We start from the raw sequence: 26,315 nt of genomic DNA, 5'->3' as shown, positions 1-26,315 counted from the left end.
AACCGTTCCCCACCCTGTCCGCCACCCTCCGCACGACATCTCACCTGAGCCTCGAAGGAGCCGCAATGAAAGACGCCGCACGGATCGTGCACCTGAACGACACCAGCCCGAACTGCCGCCGCGGCGGCGACCTGCGGGCCCTGCTGACCCCCGCTTCGGTCGGAGCGACCAGCGGCTTCATGGGCGTGGCGATCGTGCAGCCCGGCGAGCGGATCGGCGAGCACTACCACCCGTACTCCGAGGAGTTCGTGTACGTGCTGAGCGGGCAGCTCGAAGTGGACCTGGACGGGGTGAGCCACCCGCTCCGTCCGGAGCAGGGTCTGCTGATCCCGGTGGACATGCGGCACCGGTTCCGCAACGTGGGCAACATCGAGGCGCGGATGGTCTTCCACCTGGGCCCGCTCGCGCCCCGCCCGGAACTCGGCCACGTGGACACCGAGGAGACGGCGGAGGCCGGACCGGCGCACGCGGCGCCTCCCGACCCGGCCGGGGCGCGGGCATGAGCCGCGCCGACGGGGACCGCCCGAGCGGGGAGCGCCGGGTCGCGGTCACCGGCATCGGAGTGGTCGCACCCGGCGGCATCGGCGTCCCCGCGTTCTGGGACCTGCTGACGTCGGGCCGCACGGCCACCCGCGGCATCAGCCTGTTCGACCCGGCGGGCTTCCGCTCCCGGATCGCGGCCGAGTGCGACTTCGACCCGAGGACGGCCGGGCTCAGCGACGAGCTGGCCGGGCGCGCCGACCGCTACGCCCAGTTCGCGCTGACCGCGGCACGCGAGGCGGTCCGCGACAGCGGGCTGGAACTCGCGGCCCTGGATCCGTGGCGGGTCGGGGTGTGCCTGGGCTCCGCCGTCGGCGGCACCACCCGCCTGGAACGCGACTACGTCAAGGTCAGCGCGTCCGGGAGCCGTTGGGAGGTGTCGCCGGAGGAGGCGGGCGCGCATCTGCACCGGGCGTTCCAGCCCAGCGCGCTCGCCTCCGAGGTGGCCGAGGACATGGGCGTGCACGGCCCCGTGCAGACCGTCTCGACGGGCTGCACCTCGGGCCTGGACGCGGTCGGCCACGCCTTCCACGCCGTTCAGGAGGGCAAGGCCGACATCATCGTGGCCGGCGCGGCGGACTCGCCGATCTCGCCGATCACGGTGGCCTGCTTCGACGCGATCAAGGCCACCTCGACCCGCAACGACGACCCGGCGCACGCCTCGCGCCCGTTCGACGCGGAACGGGACGGCTTCGTCCTCGGCGAGGGCTCCGCGGTGCTGCTGCTGGAGGAGTGGGAGCACGCCCGGCGGCGCGGCGCCCGCATCCACTGCGAGCTGCGCGGGTTCGCGACGTTCGGCAACGCCTACCACATGACCGGGCTCACCACCGAGGGCCGGGAGATGTCCGAGGCGATCGACCGGGCGCTGGCCGACGCGCGGATCGACCGGACCGGCGTGGACTACGTCAACGCGCACGGCTCGGGCACCAAGCAGAACGACCGGCACGAGACGGCGGCGGTCAAGCGCTCGCTCGGCGAGCACGCGCGCTCCGTCCCGATGAGCTCGATCAAGTCCATGGTCGGGCACTCGCTGGGCGCCATCGGGGCGATCGAACTCGCCGCGTGCGCACTGGCGTTGACGCACGACGTGGTGCCGCCGACCGCGAACTACGAGACGCCGGACCCGGACTGCGACCTGGACTACGTGCCGCGCACCGCGCGGCAGGCCCGGCTGCGGTCCGTGCTGTCGGTCGGCAGCGGCTTCGGCGGCTTCCAGTCCGCGGTGGTGCTCGCGCACGCCGAGAGGAGCACGTCATGAGCGGATCCGGAAGCAGCGGGCGGCGACGGGCGGTGGTGACCGGGATCGGTGTGGTCGCGCCCAACGGCGTGGGCACCGAGGCCTTCTGGAAGGCGGTGCAGCAGGGCACCTCGGTGCTCGGCCCGGTCACCCGGGAGGGCTGCGAGCGGCTGCCGTTGAGGATCGCGGGCCAGGTCGAGGACGGGTTCGACCCGGCCGGACTGGTCGAGGACCGCTTCCTCGTACAGACCGACCGGTTCACCCACTTCGCCATGGCCGCGGCCGAACTCGCCCTGGCGGAGGCACACGTGGCGGCCGATCCGGACTCCCCGTTCGCGATCGGCGTGGTGACCGCGGCGGGCTCGGGCGGCGGCGAGTTCGGCCAGCGCGAGTTGCAGCAGTTGTGGGGCAAGGGGCCGCAGTTCGTCGGCCCGTACCAGTCCATCGCCTGGTTCTACGCGGCCAGCACCGGCCAGATCTCCATCCGCGGCGGCTTCCAGGGCCCGTGCGGGGTGCTCGCCAACGACGAGACCGGCGGCCTGGACGTGTTCGCGCACGCGAGCCGCACCATCCGGCGCGGCACCGACGCGATGGTGGCCGGGGCCACGGAGGCGCCGCTCGCGCCGTACTCCGTGGTCTGCCAGCTCGGCTACCGCGAGTTGAGCCTGGCGGACGACCCGCGGCGCGCCTACCTGCCCTTCACCGGCGACGCCTGCGGCTACTCCCCCGCCGAGGGCGGCGCGATGTTCGTGATCGAGGAGGAGTCGACCGCCCGGCGCCGGGGCGCGCGGGTACGGGCGGTGGTGGCCGGGCACGCCTCGACCTTCACCGGCACCGACGGCTGGCGGAACTCCCGCGAGGGACTGGCGCGCGCGGCCCGCGACGCGCTGGCCGAGGCCCGCTGCGCGCCCGAGGACGTCGACGTGGTCTTCGCCGACGCGCTCGGCGTACCCGAGGCCGACCAGGCGGAGGTGCTGGCCATCGCCGACGCGCTCGGGCCGCGGGCCGCGACCGTTCCGGTCACCGCCCCCAAGACCGGCTTCGGCCGCGCCTACTCCGGCGCCTCGGCGCTGGACGCCGCCGCGGCCGTGCTCGCCCTCGAACACGGCGTGGTGCCGGCCACCCCGAACGTGACCGAGGTCCGGCACGACCTCGACGTCGTCACCGGGGAGGCCCGCACCGTGCCGCTGCGCACCGCCCTGGTGCTCAGCCGCGGCCTGATGGGCTGCAACGCGGCACTGGTACTGCGCCGCGACGACGACGGAGGGCGGTAGCCGAGCCCGTGCCCGGCGGCGGGCGCGGGCCCCGGCCCGTCCCGCTGCCCGCGCCGCGCTCCCCATCTCCCCTGTCTCTCCCGCTTTCCTCGCATCCCTGGTTCCCAAGTGAAGGAGAAGGACCCATGAACGACGCCGCGAACGCACCCGTGCACGGCCCCGTCACCTTCGACGAACTCGCCGCACTGATGAAGGGCCGCGCCGGGCTGTCGGTGGACTCGTCGGAGATGGCGTCCAGCCCCGCCACGACCTTCGAGGAGCTCAACCTCGACTCGCTGGGCCTGCTGGGCATCGTGGCCGAGCTGGAGAACCGCTACGGCCACAAGATCGGCGAGGAGGCGGAGACCTGCAAGACCCCGCACGAGTTCCTGGCGAACGTCAACTCCCAGCTCAGCGCCGCCAAGGCCTGAGCCGTACCCGAAGGAGCGCACAGCTGATGGCAGCACCGACCGTAGGGCACACCGAGAACGAGATCCTCATCGCCGCCCCGGTGGACCTCACCTGGGAGATGACGAACGACCTGGAGAGCTGGCCGCAGCTGTTCAGCGAGTACGCGGCCGTCGAGGTCATGGCGCGCGAGGGCGACAAGGTCACCTTCCGGCTCACCATGCACCCGGACGAGAACGGCACCGTGTGGAGCTGGGTCTCCGAGCGGATCCTGGACCGCCGCAACCTGACCGTGCGCGCCCGGCGGGTGGAGACCGGCCCGTTCCAGCACATGGACATCCACTGGGAGTACGCCGAGGTGCCCGGCGGCACCTCCATGCGCTGGGTGCAGGACTTCGCGATGAAGCCGGACGCGCCCGTCGACGACGCGACCATGACGGACCGGATCAACCGCAACTCCGTCGTCCAGATGGAGCGGATCCGCGAGCGTGTCGAGAAGCAGGCGGCCGAGCGCGGCGTGTCCCCGATGCCCGGCCGCGCCGTCCGAGAGGGGTGAGCGCGGATGCACCGCAGCCTCATCGTGGCCCGGATGAAGCCGGACGCCGCGGACGCCATCGCCGGCACCTTCGCCGAGTCGGACCGCGGTGAGCTGCCCGGCCTGATCGGCGTCACCGGCCGCAGCCTCTTCCAGTTCGGCGACGACCTCTACCTCCACCTGATCGAGGCCGACCGCCCGCCCGGCCCGGCCGTCGCCCAGCACAAGGGCCATCCCGAGTTCCGCCGGATCAGCGCCGCGCTGGCACCCTGGGTCAGCGCGTACGACCCGGTCAACTGGCGCGAGCCGCAGGACGCGATGGCGCGCGAGTTCTACCGCTGGGAGTGCTAGCGGCTCCGCGCGGGCCGGTACGACCGACGGCGCCCTCCACGGCAGGAAACCGTGGAGGGCGCCGTCGCCGCTTCCCGCGCCCGGGTGCCCTACCCATCGACGGTGCCCTCTCCCCGGGGTCGGGGTGCCCTGGCGGGCCACGGCAACCACCACTGGAGACCACCGCGCGCTCAGCCGGCGCGGCGCAGCCGGGGGCCCGCAGGCCCAGCCCCCGCGGCAAGTGTTCGGGCCATCGGCCCGTGGCCGGTTCCTCGCCCAGTTCTCCCCCAGCCTGGCGGCTGGGAGATGCCCCCACGCGCCCCTGGGTGGTGCGGCTCAGCCGCAAGGGCAACCCCGACCCCGGGGAGAGGGCGCCGTCGAACGCAAGGGCAGCTCGGAACCGGGGAGGGGGCAACTTATGGGCGGGGGCCGAACGTGACGTTCCCCGCGCTCCTCGAAGAGGAACGCGGGGAACGTCACGTCCGGCCCTGGCGCAGCGTCACCGCCGGACCGTGGCCTCGAAGGCGTGCAGGTAGGGGTTGATCGGATTGACGTCGGAGACGTCGAGACCGGCCTCGGCCATCAGCCCGGTCATGGAGGCGCGGGAATGCTTGGCGCCGCCGACGTTGAGGAGCAGGAGCAGGTCCATCGCGGTGGTGAACCGCATGGACGGGCTGTCGTCGACCAGGTTCTCGATCACGAGGACCCGGGCGCCGGGCTCGGCGGCCTCGACGACGTTGCGCAGGGTCGCGCGGGTGCTGGCGTCGTCCCACTCCAGGATGTTCTTCAGGACGTAGAGGTCCGCGCGGACCGGGATGTCCGCGCGGCAGTCGCCCGGAACGAGCCGGACCCGGTCCGCGAGCGCCCCGCCGTCCCGCAGCCGGGCGTCCGCGTGCGCGACGACGTCCGGCAGGTCGAGCAGGGTGCCGTGCAGGTCGGGCTTCTTCTCCAGCAGACCGGCGAGCGCCAGGCCCTGCCCGCCGCCGATGTCGGCGACGCTGCCGACCCCGGTCAGGTCGACGTAGGCGGCCAGGTCCCTGGCCGCCTGCCGGCTGGAGGAGGTCATGGCGCGGTCGAAGACGCGGGCGGACTCGCCGCCGTCGGTGTGCAGGTACTCGAAGAAGCCCTTGCCGTACAGGCCGGTGAAGACGTCGCGGCCCGTTCGGACCGCCTCGTCCAGGCGCGGCCAGGCGTCCCACGTCCACGGCTCGGTGCACCACAGGGCGATGTGGTGCAGGCTGCCCGGCACGTCCTCGCGCAGCAACCGGGACATGTCGGTGTGCGCGAAGCGGCCGTCCGGGTTCTCGACGAAGAGTCCGTAGCAGGTGAGCGCCCGCAGCAGGCGGCGCAGCGCTTCGGGCTGAACGTCGAGGTCGGCCGCCAACTCCTCGGCGCTGCGGGGCTCCTCGCCGAGGGCGTCGGCCACGCCAAGGCGGGCGGCGGCGCGGACGGAGGCGGCGCAGGCCGCGCCGAAGACGATCTCGCGGAGCCGCATCGAGGCGGCCGCCGCGGGTGCCTGTGAACCGGCGGGGTCGGGAGGGGGTGCGTGCGGGGCCGATGGGGCCCGGGTGTCCGGGGTGGTCGTCATATGACCGTTCCTTCTCGTGGTGTCGTGGTGCGTGGGGCACCACAGGTCAGCAGTGGCCCGCGGGCAGGGAGACCTTGCACGTGTTCGCGGTGAAGGTGTTGCCGGTGCCCTTGTCGTTGTCCGCGAGGTCGGCCGGGCCGTTGCCCGTCAGCGTGTTGTTCCGCACGGTGATGCCGGAGACGGGCTTGCCGGTGAAGCTCGGGTAGAACACGATGCCGCCGGACAGCGGTGAGGTGCCGACGTTGCCGGTCACCTTGTTGCCGCTCAGCACGGTGTTCTCCACGCCGGTCAGCACGATGCCCGCGCCCTGCACGAAGGGCAGCCGGGAGGTGGCCGCGCAGTAGGCGTTGTTCGAGGTGACCGTGTTCCCGGTGACCGTCATCTCACCGGCGCGCGGGGTGTTCTCGTCGCCGACCAGGAAGACGCCGGCGCAGTTGCCGGACATCGTGTTGTCCTCGACGGTGACGTCGCGCAGCCGGCGGACGACCAGGCCCATGTGGTTGCCGTTCAGCGTGTTCCCGCGGATCTCGGTGCCCTGGGTATCGGTGGCACCGCCCTCCTCGTTGACGGCGTTCGCCACGAAGAGGCCGGCCTCGCCGTTGCCGCTCGCCTCGTTCCTGGTGAACCGCGAACGGACCGACTTCTCCTGGCCGATGCCGTACTGGCCGTTGTCGTCGGCGTGCACCTTGCTGACGGCGAGGCGGTCCGCGGAGGTGGCCCAGATGCCGTACTTCGCGAAGCCGGTGACCTTCAGGGACTCGATGCGGACGTTGGCGGCACCGGTGACGCAGAGGCCGTCGCCGGCCTGCGCGCAGGTGTCGCTGCCGGCCGCGGTGCCGGGGGCAGCCGGGGCCGCGGGGGCGGCAGGTGCGGCAGGTGCGGCGGGAGCGGCAGGAGCGGCGGGGGCCGCGGGGGCCTGCGGAGCCGCGGGCGCGGCGGGGGTGTTGGCGCCGGTGGTGTGGTCGCCGGTGGGGCCGGCGGCGTGGCTGCTGTTCGCGCCCGCGGGGGCGTTCCCGCCGCCGGCCGGGCCGGCCGCCTTGGAGGAGGCGGGGGCGTGGGCGTTGCCGGCCATGGAGGCGGAGGGGGCGTGCGCGCTGCCGGCCATGGAGGAGGCGGGAGCGTGCGCGCTGCCGGCCATGGAAGAAGCCGGGGCGTGCGCGTTGCCGGCCATGGAGGCGGAGGGGGCGTGCGCGCTGCCCATGCCGGTGGTGGCGCCCATGCCGTTCGACGGGGCTGCCGGAGCCGCGGGAGCTGCGGGAGCGGCCGGAGCCTCGGGCGCGGCCGGAGCCGCAGGGGCCGCCGGGGCTGCCGGAGCCTCGGGCGCGGCCGGAGCGGCCGGAGCGGCAGGGGCCGCCGGAGCCGCCGGAGCCGCCGGAGCGGCCGGAGCCGCAGGAGCCGCCGACTTCGCCGGCATCAGTACGGTGCTGCCCGCGCCGGTGCCGCGCAGGGTGATGTTCGGCTTGGTGATCTCCACGCTGCCCCGGTACGTACCCGGCATCACCACGACGGTGTCGCCCGGCCGCGCCGCGTCCACCGCGGCCTGGATCGACTCCCCCGGGTGCACCACGTGCATGGAGGGAACCGCTGCCGAGGCTCCGCCGGCGGTCACCGCCGCGACCACGGCGGCTCCCGCCACGACGCCCGCAACAGCCATGTGCTTCTTCATTGCCTGACCCGCTTTCGTACGGACCCATTTGGGGGTCTCTGACATGAAAACGGCGGCTCCCGCCGCCAGCACGAAGCTATTTTCGGGGCACGCGCACCGCCACTCACAGATGTCACTGGGGTGACGGTCCCTCACCGAGATCCGGCGGAAGGACGGCCCGCGCGGGGCTGGCGGCGGGTAACGGCGGGTCAGCCGCCCGAGCGAAGCGGGACGTGGGGCGCGGAGGCTGCGACCTGCGCCGCGTCCGGTCCGGGCCCGCGCGACCCCGCCCCGAAGGCTGCCCGCCGGAAAGGTGACGGCGGGTCCGGTGACGCCGGGTCGGTGATCCCGGCGGCCCCCTCCGGTCGCGGCGAGGCCGTCCGGGGCGTGCCGGTCGCCCCCGGCCGGGCGGGATCTTGCGGGGACGTCACACGGCAGGCCCGAGGGCCTGTCCGGCGGATCCTGCCGGGCCCGCGACGCCCGGCACCGCACCTCCCAGCGTTGGAGGAAGACTCTCCGCCTTGCGATGCACGGCACCCCACGCCGCGAGCTCGACCGGCAAGATCCGCCGCGCAGGCCCTAGGTGCGGCGGTGGGTGGAGGGGGCCAGGGGGGACGGGAGGGTGCGGGCGAGGCGGATCCGGACCTCGGTGCCGCCGAGCACGCTGCGGCTGATCGCGAGGTCCCCGCCGGTGGACTCGGCGACCCGGCGGACGATGTCGAGGCCGAGCCCGGTGGAGCCGGGGCCGCCGTGGCCGTGCCCGCGCCGGAGCGCGGCGGCTGGGTCGGCGACGCCCGGCCCGGCGTCGGAGACGAGCAGGATGACGGCGTCCTCGAACTCGTGGACGTCGACAGCGAAGGCCGCGCCCTCCGGGGTGTGCCGGAAGACGTTCCCGAGCATCGCGTCGAGCGCCGCGGCGAGGTCGGCCCGGGCGACCGGCACCCGCACCGGACGGTCGGCGCCCGCGGTGCGCACCACCCGGTTCTCGTCCTCCGCCAGCGCGGACCAGAACGCCATCCGCTCGCGCACCACCTCGGCCGCGTCGCACCCGGCGGGTACGGCCGTGCCGGACCGCTGCTCGCGGGCGGCGCGGATGATCTGGTCCACCTCGCGTTCGAGTTGGGCGACGGCCGCCCGGGTGTGGTCGGCGGCCGGACCGTCGCCGAGGGAGGCGGTGTTGAGGCGCAGCACGGTCAGCGGGGTGCGCAGCCGGTGCGAGAGGTCGGCGGCCAGTTCCCGCTCGTTGGCGAGGAGTTGGACAACCTGGTCGGCCATCGCGTTGAACGCGACTGCGGCCGCTCGCAGTTCGTCCGGGCCGGCCTCCGGCACGCGGACTGCGAGGTCCCCCTCGCCGAGCCGGCGGGCGGCGCCGGCCAGCCGCACCGCGGGCCGGATCGTGCGGCTGCCGAGCCGGTCCGCGACCACCGCCGATCCGGCGATCAGGCCGACCCCGACGGCGGCGAGCACCAGCCAGGCCGTGGCCACGCCCCGGGTCACGTCGGCCTCGGGCACGAACACCTCGACCACCGCGATCGTGCCGGAGCCGACGGCGGTCGGCCGCAGCAGGGCGTAGCCGCCGGGCACGCGTACCGTCGCGGCCTGCCCGTGCGCCGACGCCCGGTCGAGCGCGGCGCGCGGGGCGCGGTGCCGGCCGAGGTCGACCGCCGCGGCGTGCGCGGTGGCGGGGATGCGCAGCGCGATCCGGTTCTCGCCGCCCGCCTGGGCGGTGGCCACGGCCCGGGCGAGTTCGGCGCGGTCGGTGGTGATGGCCAGCGCGGGCGCCACGGCGGCAGCCTGCCGCTCCGCGTTGGTCAGCGCGCGGTCCCGGGCCAGTTCCCTCACCACGAGGCCGAGCGGCACCGCGAAGGCGAGCACCACCATCGCGGTGACGGCCAGCGACACCCGGATCAGGGCCCATCTCATCCCCGGGCCGCCTTCCGTATACCGCTCACGCCGGCGGCTCCAGCTTCACCCCGACGCCGCGCAGCGTGTGCAGGTACCTCGGCCGGGCCGCGGTCTCGCCGAGCTTGCGGCGCAGCCACGACAGGTGCACGTCGATCGTCTGGTCCTCGCCGTACGACTGCTGCCACACCTCGGCGAGCAGCCGGCGCCGCGGCACCACCACGCCCGGGCGGGCGGCGAGGAAGGCGAGCAGGTCGAACTCGCGTCGGGTCAGGTCGAGTTGACCGCCGTCCAGGACGGCGAGCCGGCGCCGTACGTCGATCTCCAGGCCGCCGACCCTGATCCGGCCGCCCTCCGCCGACTCCCCGGCGGCCCCGCCGCGCGCCCGGCGCAGCACCGCCGCCAGCCGCGCCGACAGGTGCTCCACCGAGAACGGCTTGACCAGGTAGTCGTCCGCGCCGGCGTTCAGCAGCCGGACGATCTCGGCCTCGTCGTCCCGCGCGGTCGCCACGATCACCGGGACGTCGCTCAGCCCGCGCAGCATCTTCAGCGCCTCCGAGCCGTCCAGGTCCGGCAGCCCCAGGTCGAGGATGACCACGTCGAAGCCGACCTGCGCGACCTCGCGCAGTGCCTCCAGCGCGGTGCCGACGCTGCGGACGGTGTGGCCGGCGTCGGCCAGGTGCCGGATGAGGGCCGAGCGCACGAACTGGTCGTCTTCGACGACGAGGACCGTTGCCATGCGAGGCAACCTATCGGGCAGGCCCGGCCACCGGGCCGGCCGATCCCGGGCCCGGCCCGCACACCGCGCGGCCGGGACGCGGACGGCTGGGGGAGGATGGGGGCGTGCGCAGAGGTCTCCTGCATGTCGGGGTGTGGGCGGTGGCCACCGCGGTGGCGGTGGCCGTGTCCTGGTTCGGCGTGCGCTCGGTGCTGCGGAGCACCGCGTACGGGCCGCCCCGGACGGTGCCGATCGCGGTGGTGAGCAGCGGGCCGCCGCCCGGGATCTCGTCGGCCGTGCACCGGCCGAAGCCGTCCGCGCACCCGACCGCGCCGGCGGGCGGCACCGCGGGCACGCGTCCGCCGTCGGCACCCGCGTCACCGGCACCGTCCTCGCGGACCCCGTCCTCCTCGCCCTCGCCGAGTTCCGCGGGCGATCCGGGCGACGTGCACAGCTACACCGTGGCCGGCGGGCAGGTGGTGCTCGATCTCGGCGCGACGTCGGCCTCGTTGGTGTCGGCGACGCCCCAGCCGGGCTGGCGGATGCAGCTGTGGACGGACCAACCGGGCTGGCTGCGGGTGACGTTCACCTCCGCGAACGGCTCGGCGGCCTCGTCGGTGATCTGCACGTGGAACGGCCACCCGCCGACGGTGCAGGCGTACGAGGACTGACCCCCCGGGGCGGGGCGGCTTCAGTCGAAGACGTGCGCGGGCGGGGGCGGGGAGGCGGTGGCCGTGGCGTCCGTGACGACGGCGGCGCCGGCGGTGAAGTCGGCCAGCGCGCGGCCGTGTTCGACCCGGCCCGGGTGCGGGTCGGTGGCGACGCGGCGGGTGAGCTCGGCGACGGGCAGGGGGTGGCCGGCGGCCAGCAGGATCACGTTGCCGAAGCGGCGGCCGCGCAGGACGGCCGGGTCGGCGGCGATCGCGACCTCGTCGAACGCGGCCCGTACGGTGGCGACCTGGCCGCGCAGGAAGGTGAGCGCCCCGCCGTCGGTGAGGTTGGCGGCGTACAGGCCCCCGGGGTCGAGGACACGGCGGACCTCGGCGAGGAACTCGGCGCTGGTCAGGTGCGCGGGCGTCCGGGCCCCCGCGAAGACGTCGGCGATGAGCAACTCGGCCCAGCCGTCGGGGACTTTCGCCAGGCCCTCCCGGGCGTCGCCGCCGCGTACCTTGATCCGCCAGCCGCGGTCCCAGGGGAGTTCGGTCCTGACCAGTTCGGTCAGCGCGGTGTCGGCCTCGACGGCCTGCTGGGTGGACCGGGGCCGGGTGTGCGCGGTGTAGCGGGCGAGGGTGAGCGCGCCCCCGCCGAGGTGCAGCACGCGCAGCGGCCGGCCGGGCGGCGCGGCGAGGTCGATGACGTGGCCGAGCCTGCGCTGGTAGGCGAAGTCGAGGTGGGCGGGGTCGGCCAGGTCGACGTGGGACTGCGGGGCGCCGTCCACCAGCAGGGTCCACGCGCGGGGCCGCTCCCGGTCCGGGCGCAGTTCGGCCAGGCCGCCGCCCACGGGGGTGGTCCGGGGCTCCGCGACGCTGCGCCGTTGACGTGCCATGGTCCGATTATCCGCCGCGGGAGCTCACGGCGGCGACGGCGGCTGCTCGAACCCGTCGACCAGCTCGATGGTCCGCGCGGCCACGCCCAGTGCGGCGCGCAGGACGACCGGGTCCGTCACGGCCATGTCGGTGTGCGGGGGGAGCAGCCAGCCGCTGCCGCAGGAGGTCGGGTCGCCGTCGGTGCGGCGGCACTGGCTGCCGGGCAGGTCCCAGCAGTCGGCGGTGCCGGGCGGGACGAGGAACTCCAGGCTGTCGCCGGAGCGGTCGTGCAGCACCGGTCCCACGCCGGTGCTCAGCCGGAGCAGGTCCACGGCTTCCAGTCCCTGCCTCGACGGCACGGTCACCACGTCCCGCGCCGGGGGCGTGTCCGGGTCCGGGTTGTGGCCCGAGGCATCGTTGTTCTCCACAGCAACCTCCCGCCGAAGAGCGCCGATGTGATCGGCGCCACGTTCCCTACAACGCCATCGCAGCACGCCGGGGGTGACGAGCGGGGGTGGCGTTACCTGGCGAATCCGCGCGCGACCCCCCTTTTCGGGGGTGCGCGCGTGCGGCGCCGGGGGGTGGGCCGGGTGCACCGGGCGGGCGGAGGGGCGCGCCAGGGTCGCGGAGGGGTGCCGAGGGGTGCCGAGGAGTGCGGGAGGGGCGCGCCGCGCTATCCGGCGTGCGCCGTTTCGAGGTGCGCGGTGTCGTTCCACCGCTCGATCGCCGGGGCGCCGTAGGCCCACCCGAGCACCGACAGGGAGGCCGGGTCCAGGCGCAGTGCCGCCGCGAAGGCCGGGTCGAAGCCCAGCCACCGCGCGCCCAGCACCCGCAGGAAATGGCCGTGCGCGAAGACCAGCACGTCGCGGGGGGTGGAGCGGGCCCAGGCGATCACGTCGTCCGCGCGGTCGGCGACCGTGGCCAGCGTCTCCCCGCCGGGCACCCCGTCCCGCCAGATGTGGAAGCCGGGTCGCAGCTCCTGGAGCTGTGCGGGCGTCAGCCCTTCGTACTGCCCGTAGTCCCATTCGAGCAGCGCGTCCCACTCCTTGGCACGGCCGAACCCGGCGAGCGCGGCCGTGCCGGAGGCGCGCAGCAGCGGGGAGGTGCGGACCTCCACCTCGGGCAGGCCGTTCCAGGGTGCGCGGGCCAGGCGTTCACCGAGCAGCAGCGCGGTGCGCCGCCCCTCCTCGGTGAGCGGGATGTCGGTACGGCCGGTGTGCCGCCCGGTGCGGGACCACTCCGTCTGCCCGTGCCGGACCAGGAGGATGCGCGGCGCCACCACTGCCATACGGAAAGGACCTTTCGCGGACCGGGCCGAAAACCCCATCATCGCCCATGGTGGTCAGCCCTCGGCGAGCAGCCCTCGCAGCAGCTGGTCCAGCCCCCATTCGTACTGCGCCGCGCAGTCCTCCTGCGCGTCCAGCACCTGCGGGACCAGCGAGGCGAGCGTCGGGTAGCACTCGACCGGGAGGGCGTCCAGCTTGGTCCGGAGCCGCTCGCGCACCCCCTCCCCGCACAGCGCGCGGGCCCGCCGGGTGCTCCACAGCGCGGCGCCCACCGTGTACTGCATCAGGGTGACGTGGGCGCGCACGGCGGCTTCCTGCGAGAGGCCGGCCCGGCACAGCAGCGCGAGCATCCGGTCGATCACGGCTATCGCGTCGTCGCTGCGCATCGGGCGGGTGGTCAGCAGCTGGAGCGCGGAGGGGTGCTCGGTGAAGAGCCGGTAGACGCCGAGGCAGACCTCCCGCAGCTCACCGCGGGGGTCGGCGCCGCAGGTCCGGGGCAGCTCGACGGTGTCCAGCAGGCGCTCGGCGACCGCGTCGCTGATCTCCTCCTTGCCGCGGAAGTGGGAGTAGACCGCCATCGTGGCGACGCCGAGTTGTTCGGCGAGTGCACGCATGGTGAAAGCCTCGGCGCCGTCGCGATCCAGCAGAGTGATGGCGGCATCGAGGATACGATCTGGGTTGAGCGTGTTGCGGGGTGCGCGGCGCCGTGGGGAGCGGACCGGCTGGGGCGACGGGAACACCGACATCGGAATCTCTGTTCTTGTTTCCTTCGTACCTCGCGGAAGGCAACCCGGGAGCGGAACCGGGCGTCCTTCGCGGTGTGCATACCCTGCCACACAGGGTTGAACACCGTACGAACTCGGGGTTTCTGCGAAACTTCGGGGGCGGCGTGCGCCGCACTTAACGTACGTCGTACGGTAGAGCCTACGGCACACGACCACGACCGCAGGGCCCGCGGCCGACGGAGAACCTGGAGAGACGTCCGGATGACGATCACCGCCACTGCGCCGCGCGCCGCTGCCTACCGCGGCAGGCTGCGCTGGTGGACCGAACTGCCGCTCATCGCCGTGGTCTACGCGCTGCACTCCGGGGCGCGGCTGCTGGTGCGCGGCGACGTCAGCGGCGCCGTGCAACACGGCGCGGACATCCTGCACTTCGAGCAGATCGTGCACCTCGATCCGGAGCACTGGTTCAACCGGCTCTTCACGGACCACGCCTTCCTCGGCGTGCCCGCCGACTTCGCGTACGCGTCGCTGCACTACATCGTCACCCCGAGCGTCCTGGTCTGGCTGTGGCGCCGCCGGCCCACCCACTACCGGGTGGCCCGCACGTGGCTGATGCTGTCCACCCTGATCGGCCTGATCGGCTTCACGCTGGTGCCCACCGCGCCGCCCCGGCTGCTCACCGGTCACCACGGCTTCATCGACACCATGGCGCAGTACGGCTCCTACGGCTGGTGGGGCACCGACGCGAGCGCGCCGCGCGGCATGGGCGACCTCACCAACCAGTACGCCGCGATGCCCAGCCTGCACGTGGGCTGGTCGCTGTGGTGCGGGATCATGCTCTTCCGCTACGGGCGGCACTGGACGGTGCGCACGATCGGCGTGCTCTACCCGCTGGTGACCGCGTTCGTGGTGATGGGCACCGCCAACCACTACCTGATGGACGCCGCGGCGGGCGTGCTGGTGATGGGCGTCGGCTTCCTGCTGGCCAAGCCCGCCCTGCGGATGGTCGACGCGCTGTACGCGCGGTACGGCGTCGGGCACCGGGCCGAGAGCGCGGCGGCCGCCCTGGAGGTGACGGCGGTCGACGCGCCGGCAACGGACCGCCCGGCGCCGGAGCCCGAGCGGGCCGGGACCGCCGGCACGACCTCCGCGAAGACGTCCGCCAAGACCGCCGCCCCCTCCGTACCGGAGGCGCGGCGCGCTCCCGGCGAGGCGCGTCGGGCGCCCGTGCCCGACCCCCGCGGCGAGGACTCCCCCGCCGGTGCCCGCGAGGACGCCGGTCCGGCGGCCGGCCGGACCGCAGACACCGGGTCCGGCGCGGTGCTGCCCGGCGGCGAACCGGCCGCCCGGAGCTGACCCCGAGCCCGTGCGTCCGACCCGCGGGTCGCACGCGCGGGCTGAACTCGCGGTGCCACGCGCGGGCGTCGACCGCCCACCGAGCGGCGCGAACCGGGCGGCAAACCCGCTTCCCGGGCCCACCTGTCAGCGCCGGATGACACACTTTCGCGGGTGAGCACTACGCACTCCCTGCGGGAGCGGCTGGCCGTCCTGCGCGGCCCGGCCACCACCCCCCGCCCGATGGACGCGCGGGCGCTGGCCGCGCTCGCCGCCAACCCCGGCTGCAAGCGCCGCGCGGTGATGGACGCCGCCGGGGTCGACAAGGGCGCCGTCGCGGAAGCCCTCGGCTCCCCCGCGCGGTTCGGCCAGTCCCGGTTCGCCTTCTCCCGCGGCCACGCCTTCGAGGCCCGGGTCAAGGCCGACGGCTGCGCCGAACTGCTGCGGCTGCTCGGCGCCGACGGCAAGGCGGCGCTGCCCGACCTGTCCGCGCCCGGGCCCGAGGGCCGGGTGGCCAGGACCCGGATGGCACTCGCCGAGGCCGCGCCCGGCGCCTGGACCCTCCTCGACCACCCGCTGCTCGCCCTCGACGTCGCGGGCTCCACGGTCCACCTCGAACCCGACGCGGTGGCCGTCGCCCCGGACGGCACCTGGAGCGTGGTCGAGATCAAGTCCTTCCCCATCCTGGACGGCGGCGCCGACGCGATGAAGGTCGGCGCGGCGGCCCGGCAGTCGGCGGTCTACGTCCTGGCCCTGGACGCGGTGCTCCCCGGCCGGACCCGCGCCGAGATCCTGCTGGTCTGCCCGAAGGACTTCTCCAACCTGCCCACCGCCGACCGGGTCGACGTCCGCAGGCAACTCGCGGTCACCCGCCGCCAGCTCGCCCGGCTGACCCGGATCGCGGACATCGCCGACCTGCTGCCCGAGGGCACCACCTTCGACCTGTCGTACACGCCGGACGGCCGCACCCCGACCCGGCCGCGGGCCGAACTCGCCGCCGCCGTCGACATCGTCCCCGCCGCTTATGCCCCGGAGTGCCTTTCCACCTGCGAGCTGGCGTTCCACTGCCGTGACCGCTCGCGCGCGGCGGGCAGGGTCGAGGCCCTGGGGCGCTCGCTGCGCGGCGAACTCGGCGACCTGACCACGGTCGAGGCGGTGCTCGCCGCCGCCCACGGCCGGGCGGGCGACCCGGAGGACCCGGCGGTCGCCGCCCTGCGGCGCGCCGCCGCGCTGCGCGAGGAGGCGCTGTCCGCCGCGCTCCCGGCGATCCCGGCCCCCGCCCCGGACCCGCACCCGGCTTCGGCCCCGGCCGGCGAACCTGCACCCGCGCACGTCCCGGCGCAGCCGCCCGGGTCCGCGCCGTGCCGTACGGACGGCGGCCCCGCGTGAGCGTGCTGCACACCCTCGCCCGGGCCGAGGCGGTCGCGGCCGGGCGGGCCGTGCCCGCGGCGACCGTGCGCCACACCCACCTGTCCGACCGGCCGCTGGTCCTCGTGCCGCTCACCACGGCGGGCGAGGCGGGCGCGCCGCTGGGCGCGCTGGTCGGTACCGACCGTGCCGCGCCCGAGCTGCTCGTGGTGCCGCAACCGCTCGACCGCGAGCTGCGGTTCGGGTTCTTCGCGGGGCTGGCCGGCAGCCTGCTGTCGGCGCTGGAGGAGCACTGCGACGACGTCGAGGTCGAACCGGCCACCCGCACCCGCGAGGAGACCGAACTGTGCGCGGACGCCCTCCAGATCGTCGTGCCCAACGCCGCCGCCCTGGAGTACGTCCGGCTGGTCGGCCGCTCCACCCGCTTCCTGCGCACCGCCGAGGACCCGGACGCCCCGCACCCGGTGCCGGTGCCCGTCCCCCTGCTGGGGCGCTGGCTCACCCACTACGCGGAGCGGGCCCGCACCCCCGGCAGCGGGCTGCTGCTGGCCCTGACCGATCTGCTCACCCGGCACTGGGCCACCGGCCAGAGCGCGATGGAGGACCAGCACCTCGGCGCCCTGCTCGGCTGGATCGATCCGCCGCCCGGCCTCGACGGGCCTGCCGCCGCCGCCCGCGCGCAGACCGGCCGCACCCCGGACGGGCTCCTGCTCAGCCCCCCGGCCGGCCCGGCCACCGACCCCGTCTTCGACAACCGCGTCCTCGCTCCGGCCCTGGCCCGTTACGACAAGGCCCGCACCGCACCCGAACGGGCCGCCGCCGAGGCGGGGATACGGGATCTGGTCGGCTCGCAGCTCCGGCCCACCTGGGACGACATGTGGCGCGGCCTGGACCTGCTGCGGGCCCTGCCCGAGGGCGCGCACGTCGAGGAGCGGTGGAAGCGGGACCGCTGGTCCTTCACCGGGCACCGCGACCGGGTCCGGGCCGGCGAGCCCCCGCAGCCGAAGCGGGACGACGCGATCGCCGCGGCCCAGAAGCTCGCCGGGCGGGAGACCGCGCAGGCCCGGCTCGCCGCGCAGGAGGCACTGGACGACCCGCTGGCCATGGCCGCGCGGCGGCTGTCCGGCGAGGCGTTCACCGGCACCGTCGTCGAGGTCGAGATGACCTGGTCCGAGGGCCGCCGCCCGATGCCCCGGCCGATCCTCACGATCACCACGCAGGACCTGCCGCAGGCCGAGCCGGGCGCCAAGGCGTACCGCGCGCTCCCGGACGCGCGGTCGGCGCAGGGCGCCGAGCTGGCAGGGACGCCCGAACCCGCTGTCGCCGGGGGCCCGGTGCGGCTGCGGGTGAAGCTGACCGGCGGCATGGGAAGCGGCCGCACCCCGCGGGAGGGCTCGGTCCCGGCGCCCGGCGACACCGTCACCTTCACGCTGTTCGAGCACGACCCGAGAAGCGGCCCCGCCCTCCCGGAGGCGGAGCAGACCCCGTGGACGCACGGCGGTCCGCCCGGTTCCGAGGGCACCCCGGCCGCACCCGACCCCGTGACCGCGGAGGACTTCCTGTGACCCAGCCCGTGCGAGGCCCCGGCACGGACACCGACGGCGGACCGTACGACCCGCGGGAGCCGCAGCCACCGCAGGCATCCGACCCGCCGCACGCCTCACCCGTACCGCACGAGCCGTTCGACCCGGGCCGGGCTGCCGCCGAGGCGACCTCGGCGATCCTGCGGAGCACCCTGCACGGCACCGCCCGGGGTGTCGTCGTGGACTCGCCGCCGGGTGCGGGCAAGTCGACGCTGGTGGTGCGCGCGGCGCGCGAACTGGCCGCGGCGGGCGAGTCGCTGATGATCGTCGCGCAGACCAACGCCCAGGTCGACGACCTCGCCGACCGCCTCGCCACGGCCGACCCCGAGCTGCCGGTGGGGCGGCTGCACGGCACCGACTCGCCGCCCGACCCGGCCCTGGACCGGCACCGCTCCCTGGCGAAGTCCACCTCGGTCGCCGAGCTGCGCGACCGCGCGGTGGTGATCGCGACCGCGGCGAAGTGGGCGTACGTCAAGGACACCGAGCCGTGGCGGCACGCCATCGTGGACGAGGCGTACCAGATGCGCTCGGACGCGCTGCTCCAGGTCGCCGGGCTCTTCGAACGCGCCCTGTTCGTCGGCGATCCCGGCCAGCTGGACCCGTTCAGCGTGGTGGGCGCGGACCAGTGGGCCGGGCTGAGCTGGGACCCGTCGGCGAGCGCCGTGGTGACGCTCCTCGCGCACAACCCGGGCCTGCCGCAGCACCGGCTGCCGGTCTCCTGGCGGCTGCCCGCCTCCGCCGCCCCGCTGGTGTCGCGGGCGTTCTACCCGTACACGCCGTTCCGCAGCGGCACCGGCCCCGGCGACCGGCGGCTCGGCTTCGGGGTGCGCGGCGACGGCGGCGGCCTGGACCGCGCGCTGGACGAGGCCGCGGAGAGCGGCTGGGGCCTGCTGGAGCTGCCCGCCCGGCACACCCCCCGCACCGATCCCGAGGCGGTCCGGGCGGTCGCCCTGCTCGTCCGGCGCCTGCTCGACCGCGGCGGCCTCACCTACTCCGCTCCCGACCCCGACCCCGCGCCGCTCACCGCCGAGCGCATCGCCGTCGGTACCGCCCACCGCGACCAGGCCGCCGCGGTCCGTGCCGCGCTCTCCACGCTCGGTGTCGCCGGGGTGGCCGTCGACACCGCCAACCGGCTGCAGGGACGCGAGTTCGACGTCACCGTCGTGCTCCACCCGTTGTCCGGACGCCCCGACGCCACCGCCTTCCACCTGGAGACCGGGCGGCTGTGCGTGCTCACCTCAAGGCACCGGCACGCCTGCCTCGTCGTCTGCCGTGCCGGGGTCGCCGACCTCCTGGACGAGCACCCCTCGTCCGAGCCGGTGCGGCTGGGCGTCACCGTCAAGTTCCCCGACGGCTGGGAGGCCAACCACTCCGTCCTGGCGCACCTGGCCGAGCACCGCACCGTCTGGCGCCCCTGACGCGCGTACGGCACCACCCGGCACCACCGGCCTGCGGGTGCGGGACAATGGAAGGGTTGCCGAGATACGGGAGGTAGGGCATGAGCCAGCCGCCGGAGGCGCGCCGGCCGGGCGGGGAGCGGCCCCGACGACCCACTCCGCTGCTCTTCGAGCCGGGGACGGCGCCGGAAGAGGGTGCGGACCGGTTCTTCGACCTGGAATCGATGGACGACCCGCGGGAGCTGCTGGAGCGGGCCACCGAACTGGCGCTGGCGTTCCGCGCGGCGGCCGACCGGGCCACGGACTTCCAGGCGATGGCGGCGGCCCAGCTCGCCGATCCGCGCCGTTTCGACCGGCTGACGTCCGCGCAGCTCGCCGAGCGGGCCGGATGGACCGAGGACTACGCGAAGAAGATGGTCGAGTACGGCGAGGGCCTGATCAGGAACAGCGGCACCACCCCCTAGCGCCTCCTCCACGTCCCCGGTGACAGGTGGGGGTCGCGGCCGGGGCACGGTACTCCGCCCCGCCGCGGCTGTCCCCGATTCGCCGAATCCTCCCGGGGGGCAACCATGCGCCGCGTAGATGTAGTTGCCATGGATGAGATCGAGCGTCAGCAGCACAGCTCGTACGTCACCTCGGCGGGCGCCGCGTGGCTCGCCTCCGCCAGCGCCTTCCCGCGCAGCGTGCAGGCACTGTGGGCGGCCCGCCCGTCCGCGCCGAGCGTGCTGCCGTGCGGCACCGTCTTCGACGTGGTCAGCCTGCCGCTGCTGCTCGGGCGCCGGGTGCTGGAGCAGCTGTGGGCCGCGGGCCCGGGCAGCGGCCCGGCCGCCGTGCACCGCGGCCGGGTGCTTGTGCTCGCGGCACCCGGCACCGCCCAGCGGCTGCCCTCCCTGCTGGCGTGGGAGGAGTGGGGCCGCCGGGTCCCGCCACTGCTCCTGCACGGCAAGGGCGACACGGTCACCGTGCCGCCGCTCTACGACTGCGGGCCGGCCGGCGGGGACGCACCGCACCCCGAGACGGGCCGCTCCCGCTGGGTGGTCGCGCCGGACACCCGGACCCCCTGGCTGCCCGGCGCCGACGTGCTGCTGTGGGCCTCCGTCCGCGCGGCGCGGCAGGTCGGGGCGAAGCCGCTGTCCATGGCTCCGCCGCTGGTCAGGACACCCGGGACGGCCTGAGGTTTATCGATTTCGCACCGCGCTGGAGCGGGTGCTAATGTCTACGACGTCAGCAGGCGCCGCTAGCTCAGTTGGTTAGAGCAGCTGACTCTTAATCAGCGGGTCCGGGGTTCGAGTCCCTGGCGGCGCACCTGAAGGACGAAGGCCCTCCGCGGAAGCGGGGGGCCTTCGTCGTTGCCGGGGACGCGCCGCCGCGGGCGTCCGGCGGGGCCCGCGTACGGGTCCCGGGCGCGGCCCTGCGCCCGCGGTGCACCCGGCGCGAGGTAGCGTTCTGACGGCGGCGCGAGCCGCCTGCCGGTACGTACTCTTGGAGGCTTCACGATGGCAACCACTCGCACCGCGACGACCCAGTGGAAGGGCCCGCTCATGGGCGGCGCCGGGACGGTCTCGCTGGACACCTCGGGCGTCGGCCAGTACGAGGTGTCGTGGCCGTCGCGCGCGGAGGCCGCGAACGGCAAGACCAGCCCCGAGGAGCTGATCGCCGCGGCTCACTCCTCCTGCTACTCGATGGCGCTCTCGCACGGGCTGGCCGGTGCGGGCACCCCGCCCGAGACCGTCCAGACCGTGGCGAACGTCACCTTCCAGCCGGGTGAGGGCATCACCGGGATCACCCTCGCGGTGAAGGCCCGCGTGCCGGGCATCTCCGCCGAGGCGTTCGAGGCCGCCGCGCAGGACGCGAAGGCGAACTGCCCGGTCAGCAAGGCGCTCGCGGGTGTGAACATCACCCTCGAGGCCGAACTGCTCGCCTGATCCCGCGCTCCCGAGCCGTCCACGTCGATCCGCCCGGAACCGGTCGGCTCGACGTGGTCGGCTCGCGCCGGCCGGCTCCGGCGACCGGTGCCTCTGATCAGGTCCCCTGATCGGCGCGGTTCAGCGGCGGGTGACCCGCACCCGCCAGTCGCCCGCCGCGTCCGGTGCCAGCACCTTGAAGGCGAAGCCGTCCGCGGTGTCGTTCCACCCCTCGCCCGGGGTGAAGGGCGCGTCGTTCAGCGAGTTGAAGGACGCGCTGCTGAAGTCGCAGGCCCCGGTGGCCGGATGGGAGTCCTCGACGGTGACCGGGCCCTTCCCCGAGTCGACGTCGGTGCGCACCCGGTAGGCGAGGATCCCCTTGCGGCAGGCGTCCTTGTCGTTGCCCAGCGGCTCGCGCAGTTCCAGGACGTACGCGGTGTCGTCGCCGAAGGGGACGATCACGGCCTTGCCGCCGCCGGGCACCTCGATCGGCCGCAACAGGTACGTCCGGCTGCCCGACTTGGTCACGCAGGCTATCTGGCGGTCGTCGATCCAGCCGAGCTTCCACTTGTGCCAGGCCAGCATGTCGCCCTGGAGCCCCCAGTCCAGGGACATCGTGTCCCACTGCCCGGCGAGCCGGTCGGTGCGCTCGAAGTCCTCGGCGTCGTAGAGGTCGGGCAGGCCGAGCGCGTGGCCGTTCTCGTGGGCCAGGACCCGGAACCCGGACTGGTCGTGGCCGTATATCAGGGAGACCTTGTCCAGGTGGGTGCCGTCGTCGGTGGTGGCGGCCGAGGCGCCGGTCCAGGTCACCGAGAGCACCGCCTCGTCGGCGGGCGGCCCGGCGTTGGGGGTGACCAGGATGTTGACCAGGTCGTAGCCGTGGAAGTCGATGCTCTTGTCGGCGACCTTCAGCAGGTCGCGCATCATCTCGGTGTGCGCGTCCCAGCCGTAGCCGCGGCCTATCCCGTAGGCGGAGAACGGCCGCGGCATGCGTATCCAGCGCAGCACCGGGGTGGACTCGTAGTCGAGCCGGCCGTAGGAGGCGCTGGCGTACCACTGCTTGACCGCCGGGAAGAACTCCGCGTAGCGCTCGCGGGCACTGTAGGGCGCCTTGGCGTCGGGGAAGTCGATCAGCAGGGTGAGCGCGCGTACCTTGCCGGTGGACGGCGCGAACTCCTCGCCGGTGCCGTGGTACGGGTGCGCGGGGAAGCCCTCCGACATGGCGACACCGTCCTTGGCGCGCAGCGCGCAGGGGCGGTCCGCGGGCGGCGAACCACCGTGCGAGCCGATCAGCTCCGGCTCGGCGATCACCGTGGAGCCGACCGCGAGCAGGCCGCAGACGGCGAGGGCGGCCGCGCGTATACCGGGGCGCGAGCGTCTGCGGCGCCGGGCGGGGGTGTGGCGGTCGGTCGGACGGTCCGGACTGGCCATCGGGTCAGCCCGCCGCGCCGGTGTCGGCGTCCTGGTCGGTGGCGTGCGTGGCCACCTCGGAGACCCGGACCGACCAGGTGCCGTCGCTCTGCCGGCCGGTGACGGTGACCTGGGTGCTGCCGTCGGGCACCGCGTACGACTCGCCGACGCCCAGCGGCGCGTCGGCCAGTGCCGGGTAGACGGAGGTGGCGCCGCACGCGGAGTGCCCGGGATGGCCGTCGATCACGTCGATGGGCCCGTCGCCCGACTCGCGGTCGGACCGCACCGTGTAGAGGAGGACGCCCTCGCGGCAGGCCGTGCGGTCGTTGCCGGTACGGGTGCGGGCCTCGATGGCCAGCGCGCTGTCCGGACCGGTGCGCACCACCAGGAGCTTCGTGCCGCCGGGGGTCTCGTCGGGGCTGAGGTCGTGATAGGTGGTGCCGATGCCGGTGATGCAGCCGACCTGGTCCGCGCCGAGCCAGCCCAGCCGCCACTTGTGCCAGGCGAAGGGGTCGGGGGCCAGTCCGAACTGGCTGCCCATCAGGTCCCAGTCACCCACATGGGTGTCCCAGTCCGCGCTGCTGCCGGGCGGCGGCTGGTAGTACAGGTCGGGCAGGTCGAAGACGTGCCCGGTCTCGTGGGCGAGCACGTTGCGGTCCGGCGGGTGGTGCTCGAAGACGGTCACCATGCGGCGGATCGGGTTGCCGTCGACGGTCATGGGTGCGGCGAGGTTGACCACCTTGGTGGCGTCGGAGTCGACGCCGGGCGCGTCGGGGTCGGCGACGAGGTAGATCACGTCGTACCCCGCGAAGTCCACCGTCGGGTCGGCGGTGGCGAGGGCGTCGCGCAGGTAGGCGGCGCGGTCGGCGGCGTCCCAGTTACGGCTGATCAGGTAGTCGGTGGCCGGGTGCGGCATCCGCAGCCATGTGCTCTCGGCGTGCAGGTGCAGCCGGAACTTCCCGTACGAGGCGGTCTCCCAGAACCGGCCGGTGGCCGGGTAGTGGTCGGCGGCGACCTGCGCGGGGGTCAACTCGGGGGTGGAGCCCGGGAAGGACAGGAAGACCATCAGCGCCTTGACGTCCCCGCTGGGCCGGGCGTAGGCGCCGTCCCAGCCGTCGACGCCCTCGGAGTGGTGCACGGCGGCGCGCGGCAGCAGGCACGCGCTGCCGGCCGCCGCGCCCGCGGCCGGTCCGGTCATCAGGGTCCACGCGACCAGGGCGGCGAAGCCCGCCGCCGCGGCCGCGAACGCGCGCAGGGCCCGGCGGCCCGCGCCGGACGGCCGGGGGGCGGTACCCGTTCCGGGGGTACCGCCCGCCGGCTCGTCCGGCGCGAGGTCTGACCGGCGCAGCCGCACAACGACCTCCGCGAGGTTCGGTTTTCCGTCCGGGACCCTCACCACATTGCTATGAATTGTGGCGCTTTGTCGGTTTCGGCTGCTCCGTGCGGGTTGCGCCGGATCGGCGCGGGCGCGTGGCGGTGCGACCCGGCGCGCGGCACCCGCTCGCACCCCTCGGGCGAGTCGCCGCGGCGAACCCCTTCGGGTGACTACCGAGCGTCATGGTGTGCGGAGGGCGATCAGTTGCTCGACCGGAACGCGCAGAAGCGGTCACCGGACCGGCACGCGTGCGGGAAATCACCAGGGCGGCGCTGGATCGCCAACTCCGCCAGCCCATATGATCGCCAGTGACGGAAGTGCGAACAGGGAGCAGTCCATGGGCGGACCCGCGGGCGGCCCCGGCGTCGAGCCCGACAGCACGGCAGCGACCATCACGCGCAGTGATCGGATGGGCCGTTCCTCGTATGCCGCGGAGCCGGGCGAGCACCATGCGGCGGAACCGGGCGGCCACCGCGGGGCGGAACCCGCCGACTACCGCGCCGCCTTCGCGGTCGCCCGGACGGGGATGGCGCTGCTCGGCCCCGACGGCACCGTGCTGGCGGCCAACGCCGCGCTCGCACGGCTGCTGGGCACCCCCCTGGAGCGCATGGTGGCGAGCGACGCGCGCCTGCTGCTCGGATCGGCGCGTGACCCGCACACCGACGCCGCCTTCGACGCGGTCGTCACCGGGCGGCGGCGCCGGCTGCGCTGCACCCGCCATCTCACCCGGGCGGACGGCACCGAACTGCGGGCCGAACTCACCCTCGCCCGCACCGACACCCGCCCGCTGCTGCTGACCGTCGAGGACGTCGGCGAACGCGACGCCCTGCGCCGCGAGTTGCGGCACCTGCGGATGCACGACCCGGTGACGCGACTGCCCAACCGGGCGCTGTTCTTCGAGCGGCTGGCCGAGGCGTGCGAGCGCGCCCCCGAGCGCGGCACCGGCCGGATCGGGCTGTGCTACCTGGACCTCGACGGCTTCAAGGCGATCAACGACACCCTCGGGCACCGCGTCGGCGACGAGCTGCTCGCCGCGGTGGCCGGCCGGCTGCTGACCTGCGCCGGGCCCGGCGGGCACCTCACCGCGCGGCTGGGCGGCGACGAGTTCGCGCTGCTGCTGCGGGACTCCACCGGCACCGGTCAGGCCACCGAGCTCGCCGAGGCCGTACTGGCGTCGTTCCAGCGGCCGTTCGAGGTGGCCGGGCAGCGTCTGGCGGTCTCGGCGAGCATCGGCGTGGTCGAGCGGGAGGCCCAGGGCACCTCACCCACCGGCCTGATGCAGGCCGCCGACACCACGCTGTACTGGGCGAAGGACGACGGCAAGGGCCGCTGGACGCTCTTCGACCCGGAGCGCAACGAGCACCGGATGACCCGCCAGTCCCTGTCCAGCACGCTGCGGCAGGCCGTCGAGCGCGGCGAGTTCGTGCTGGACTACCAGCCGCTGGTCGCCCTCGACACCGGCGACCTGCGCGGCGTGGAGGCCCTGGTCCGCTGGGAGCACCCGCACTTCGGGCGGCTCGCGCCCAACCGCTTCATCGGGCTGGCCGAGGAGGACGGTTCGATCGTGCAGCTGGGCCGCTGGGTACTCGCCGAGTCCTGCCGGCAGGCCCGCGCCTGGCAGGAGGAGCGGCCGGGCACCCCCCTGGTGGTGAGCGTCAACGTGGCGGTCCGCCAGGTGTGGGACTCCGACCTGGTCGCCGACGTCGCCGCGATCCTCGACGAAACCGGCCTCCCGCCGCACCTGCTCCAGCTCGAACTCACCGAGTCGGCCGTCATGGGCAGCGCCGGCCGCCCCCTCCAGGCCCTGCACGCGCTGCACGAGATGGGGGTGCGCATCGCCATCGACGACTTCGGCACCGGCTACTCCAACCTCGCGTACATGAGCCGCCTGCCCGTCTCCGCCCTCAAGCTCGACGGCTCCTTCGTGCAGGGCTTCCGCTCGGCCGAACACCCCAACCCGGCCGACGAGACCATCGTCGAGGCCCTGGTGGACCTCGCCCACCGCCTCGGCCTCACCGTCACGGCGGAGTGCGTCGAGAACGCCGACCAGGCCGACCGCCTCCGCCGGATCGGCTGCGACACCGGCCAGGGCTGGCACTACTCCCGCCCGGTCGCCGCCGCGAGCATCTCCCGGCTCCTCAACTGACCCGTCGCTGTCCCTGCTTCGCGGCCGGCTCCGCCACCCGGTCGGCTGCGCGCCACCCGGCGGCACGGCCCGCACCGCCGGCGTCGCCCCCGGCCGCCCGGCGT

General features: G+C 74.8%; 24 protein-coding genes, 1 tRNA gene and 1 pseudogene. 16 read left to right on the top strand and 10 right to left on the bottom strand.

Annotation, left to right across the window (positions count from 1 at the left end; translation table 11 throughout):
- The first annotated feature begins 65 nt into the window (after nucleotides 1-65).
- The 6 genes from C4U44_RS24730 (at nucleotide 66) to C4U44_RS24705 (ending at nucleotide 4,324) form a co-directional block, all read left to right on the top strand.
- Nucleotides 66-503: a cupin domain-containing protein gene (locus C4U44_RS24730; protein ID WP_103888188.1), complete on the top strand. Its 438-nt coding sequence runs from the start codon at nucleotides 66-68 to the stop codon at nucleotides 501-503.
- Nucleotides 500-1,798, top strand: coding sequence for a beta-ketoacyl-[acyl-carrier-protein] synthase family protein (locus C4U44_RS24725; protein ID WP_103888187.1), 1,299 nt, complete (start codon nucleotides 500-502; stop codon nucleotides 1,796-1,798). Before C4U44_RS24730 ends, C4U44_RS24725 begins: the two co-directional genes overlap by 4 nt.
- Nucleotides 1,795-3,051: a beta-ketoacyl synthase N-terminal-like domain-containing protein gene (locus tag C4U44_RS24720; RefSeq protein ID WP_103888186.1), complete on the top strand. Its 1,257-nt coding sequence runs from the start codon at nucleotides 1,795-1,797 to the stop codon at nucleotides 3,049-3,051. The genes C4U44_RS24725 and C4U44_RS24720 overlap by 4 nt, the downstream gene beginning before the upstream one ends.
- A 125-nt stretch (nucleotides 3,052-3,176) precedes the next feature.
- The gene (locus C4U44_RS24715) at nucleotides 3,177-3,461 is read left to right on the top strand and encodes an acyl carrier protein (protein ID WP_103888185.1); all 285 of its coding nucleotides are present in this window, start codon (nucleotides 3,177-3,179) and stop codon (nucleotides 3,459-3,461) included.
- Nucleotides 3,462-3,487: 26 nt separating this feature from the next.
- Nucleotides 3,488-3,994 (top strand): SRPBCC family protein, encoded by a 507-nt coding sequence (locus tag C4U44_RS24710; RefSeq protein WP_103888184.1) that lies wholly within the window; start codon nucleotides 3,488-3,490, stop codon nucleotides 3,992-3,994.
- A 6-nt stretch (nucleotides 3,995-4,000) separates the two neighbouring features.
- On the top strand, nucleotides 4,001-4,324 hold the full coding sequence (locus C4U44_RS24705; protein WP_103888183.1) for a TcmI family type II polyketide cyclase: 324 nt from the start codon (nucleotides 4,001-4,003) through the stop codon (nucleotides 4,322-4,324).
- Nucleotides 4,325-4,802: 478 nt separating this feature from the next.
- On the opposite strand, the gene C4U44_RS24700 is transcribed toward C4U44_RS24705, so the two are convergent.
- From C4U44_RS24700 to C4U44_RS24685, 4 genes are all read right to left on the bottom strand, one after another.
- On the bottom strand, nucleotides 4,803-5,891 hold the full coding sequence (locus C4U44_RS24700; protein WP_407642883.1) for a methyltransferase: 1,089 nt from the start codon (nucleotides 5,889-5,891) through the stop codon (nucleotides 4,803-4,805).
- A gap of 46 nt (nucleotides 5,892-5,937) precedes the next feature.
- Entirely contained in the window at nucleotides 5,938-7,545 is a 1,608-nt protein-coding gene (locus C4U44_RS43645) for a right-handed parallel beta-helix repeat-containing protein (RefSeq protein WP_407642882.1), read from the bottom strand.
- Nucleotides 7,546-8,115: 570 nt separating this feature from the next.
- Nucleotides 8,116-9,459, bottom strand: coding sequence for a sensor histidine kinase (locus C4U44_RS24690; RefSeq protein WP_103888181.1), 1,344 nt, complete (start codon nucleotides 9,457-9,459; stop codon nucleotides 8,116-8,118).
- A gap of 25 nt (nucleotides 9,460-9,484) precedes the next feature.
- Entirely contained in the window at nucleotides 9,485-10,177 is a 693-nt protein-coding gene (locus tag C4U44_RS24685) for a response regulator transcription factor (protein ID WP_200823382.1), read from the bottom strand.
- A gap of 104 nt (nucleotides 10,178-10,281) precedes the next feature.
- Here C4U44_RS24685 and C4U44_RS24680 point away from each other — a divergent pair, with 104 nt between their 5' ends.
- On the top strand, nucleotides 10,282-10,827 hold the full coding sequence (locus tag C4U44_RS24680; RefSeq protein ID WP_103888179.1) for a hypothetical protein: 546 nt from the start codon (nucleotides 10,282-10,284) through the stop codon (nucleotides 10,825-10,827).
- Between the two features lie 20 nt (nucleotides 10,828-10,847).
- Here the strand turns inward: C4U44_RS24680 and C4U44_RS24675 are convergent, their stop codons facing one another.
- The 4 genes from C4U44_RS24675 to C4U44_RS24660 all read right to left on the bottom strand — a co-directional run bounded on the left by C4U44_RS24675 (nucleotide 10,848) and on the right by C4U44_RS24660 (nucleotide 13,714).
- On the bottom strand, nucleotides 10,848-11,702 hold the full coding sequence (locus C4U44_RS24675; RefSeq protein ID WP_103888178.1) for a spermidine synthase: 855 nt from the start codon (nucleotides 11,700-11,702) through the stop codon (nucleotides 10,848-10,850).
- Between the two features lie 24 nt (nucleotides 11,703-11,726).
- Nucleotides 11,727-12,110, bottom strand: coding sequence for a hypothetical protein (locus tag C4U44_RS24670; protein WP_103888177.1), 384 nt, complete (start codon nucleotides 12,108-12,110; stop codon nucleotides 11,727-11,729).
- A 245-nt stretch (nucleotides 12,111-12,355) separates the two neighbouring features.
- Complete coding sequence (locus C4U44_RS24665; RefSeq protein ID WP_103888295.1) at nucleotides 12,356-12,961, bottom strand: histidine phosphatase family protein; 606 nt, start codon at nucleotides 12,959-12,961, stop codon at nucleotides 12,356-12,358.
- A gap of 63 nt (nucleotides 12,962-13,024) precedes the next feature.
- Entirely contained in the window at nucleotides 13,025-13,714 is a 690-nt protein-coding gene (locus C4U44_RS24660) for a TetR/AcrR family transcriptional regulator (RefSeq protein WP_103888176.1), read from the bottom strand.
- A 240-nt stretch (nucleotides 13,715-13,954) separates the two neighbouring features.
- Between C4U44_RS24660 and C4U44_RS24655 the strand changes: the two genes are divergently transcribed.
- The 8 genes and pseudogenes from C4U44_RS24655 (at nucleotide 13,955) to C4U44_RS24620 (ending at nucleotide 21,301) form a co-directional block, all read left to right on the top strand.
- The gene (locus C4U44_RS24655) at nucleotides 13,955-15,049 is read left to right on the top strand and encodes a phosphatase PAP2 family protein (protein ID WP_103888175.1); all 1,095 of its coding nucleotides are present in this window, start codon (nucleotides 13,955-13,957) and stop codon (nucleotides 15,047-15,049) included.
- 222 nt (nucleotides 15,050-15,271) lie between these two features.
- On the top strand, nucleotides 15,272-16,417 hold the full coding sequence (locus C4U44_RS24650) for a hypothetical protein (protein ID WP_407642887.1): 1,146 nt from the start codon (nucleotides 15,272-15,274) through the stop codon (nucleotides 16,415-16,417).
- On the top strand, nucleotides 16,414-17,961 hold the full coding sequence (locus C4U44_RS24645; protein ID WP_103888174.1) for a hypothetical protein: 1,548 nt from the start codon (nucleotides 16,414-16,416) through the stop codon (nucleotides 17,959-17,961). The genes C4U44_RS24650 and C4U44_RS24645 overlap by 4 nt, the downstream gene beginning before the upstream one ends.
- 155 nt (nucleotides 17,962-18,116) lie before the next feature.
- Nucleotides 18,117-19,397 (top strand): AAA family ATPase, encoded by a 1,281-nt coding sequence (locus C4U44_RS24640; protein ID WP_235032334.1) that lies wholly within the window; start codon nucleotides 18,117-18,119, stop codon nucleotides 19,395-19,397.
- A gap of 80 nt (nucleotides 19,398-19,477) precedes the next feature.
- Nucleotides 19,478-19,840 carry a hypothetical protein gene (locus C4U44_RS24635; protein ID WP_103888173.1) on the top strand — a complete coding sequence of 121 codons (363 nt, stop codon included), beginning with the start codon at nucleotides 19,478-19,480 and terminating at the stop codon, nucleotides 19,838-19,840.
- Between the two features lie 105 nt (nucleotides 19,841-19,945).
- Nucleotides 19,946-20,617, top strand: a pseudogene (locus tag C4U44_RS24630) (bifunctional DNA primase/polymerase).
- Nucleotides 20,608-20,681, top strand: a tRNA-Lys gene (locus C4U44_RS24625). Before C4U44_RS24630 ends, C4U44_RS24625 begins: the two are co-directional and overlap by 10 nt.
- A 191-nt stretch (nucleotides 20,682-20,872) precedes the next feature.
- Nucleotides 20,873-21,301, top strand: coding sequence for an OsmC family peroxiredoxin (locus tag C4U44_RS24620; protein ID WP_103888171.1), 429 nt, complete (start codon nucleotides 20,873-20,875; stop codon nucleotides 21,299-21,301).
- Between the two features lie 120 nt (nucleotides 21,302-21,421).
- Here the strand turns inward: C4U44_RS24620 and C4U44_RS24615 are convergent, their stop codons facing one another.
- Together C4U44_RS24615 and C4U44_RS24610 are read right to left on the bottom strand one after the other, a co-directional pair.
- The gene (locus C4U44_RS24615; protein WP_235032318.1) at nucleotides 21,422-22,711 is read right to left on the bottom strand and encodes a M6 family metalloprotease domain-containing protein; all 1,290 of its coding nucleotides are present in this window, start codon (nucleotides 22,709-22,711) and stop codon (nucleotides 21,422-21,424) included.
- Nucleotides 22,712-22,715: 4 nt separating this feature from the next.
- The gene (locus C4U44_RS24610) at nucleotides 22,716-24,044 is read right to left on the bottom strand and encodes a M6 family metalloprotease domain-containing protein (protein ID WP_407642881.1); all 1,329 of its coding nucleotides are present in this window, start codon (nucleotides 24,042-24,044) and stop codon (nucleotides 22,716-22,718) included.
- 358 nt (nucleotides 24,045-24,402) lie between these two features.
- Here C4U44_RS24610 and C4U44_RS24605 point away from each other — a divergent pair, with 358 nt between their 5' ends.
- Nucleotides 24,403-26,211, top strand: coding sequence for a putative bifunctional diguanylate cyclase/phosphodiesterase (locus tag C4U44_RS24605; RefSeq protein ID WP_103888170.1), 1,809 nt, complete (start codon nucleotides 24,403-24,405; stop codon nucleotides 26,209-26,211).
- Nucleotides 26,212-26,315: the final 104 nt, after the last annotated feature.

Source organism: Actinacidiphila yanglinensis (assembly GCF_900107965.1).
Classification (GTDB): domain Bacteria; phylum Actinomycetota; class Actinomycetes; order Streptomycetales; family Streptomycetaceae; genus Actinacidiphila; species Actinacidiphila yanglinensis.
This window is presented reverse-complemented; position numbering and strand designations above follow the sequence as displayed.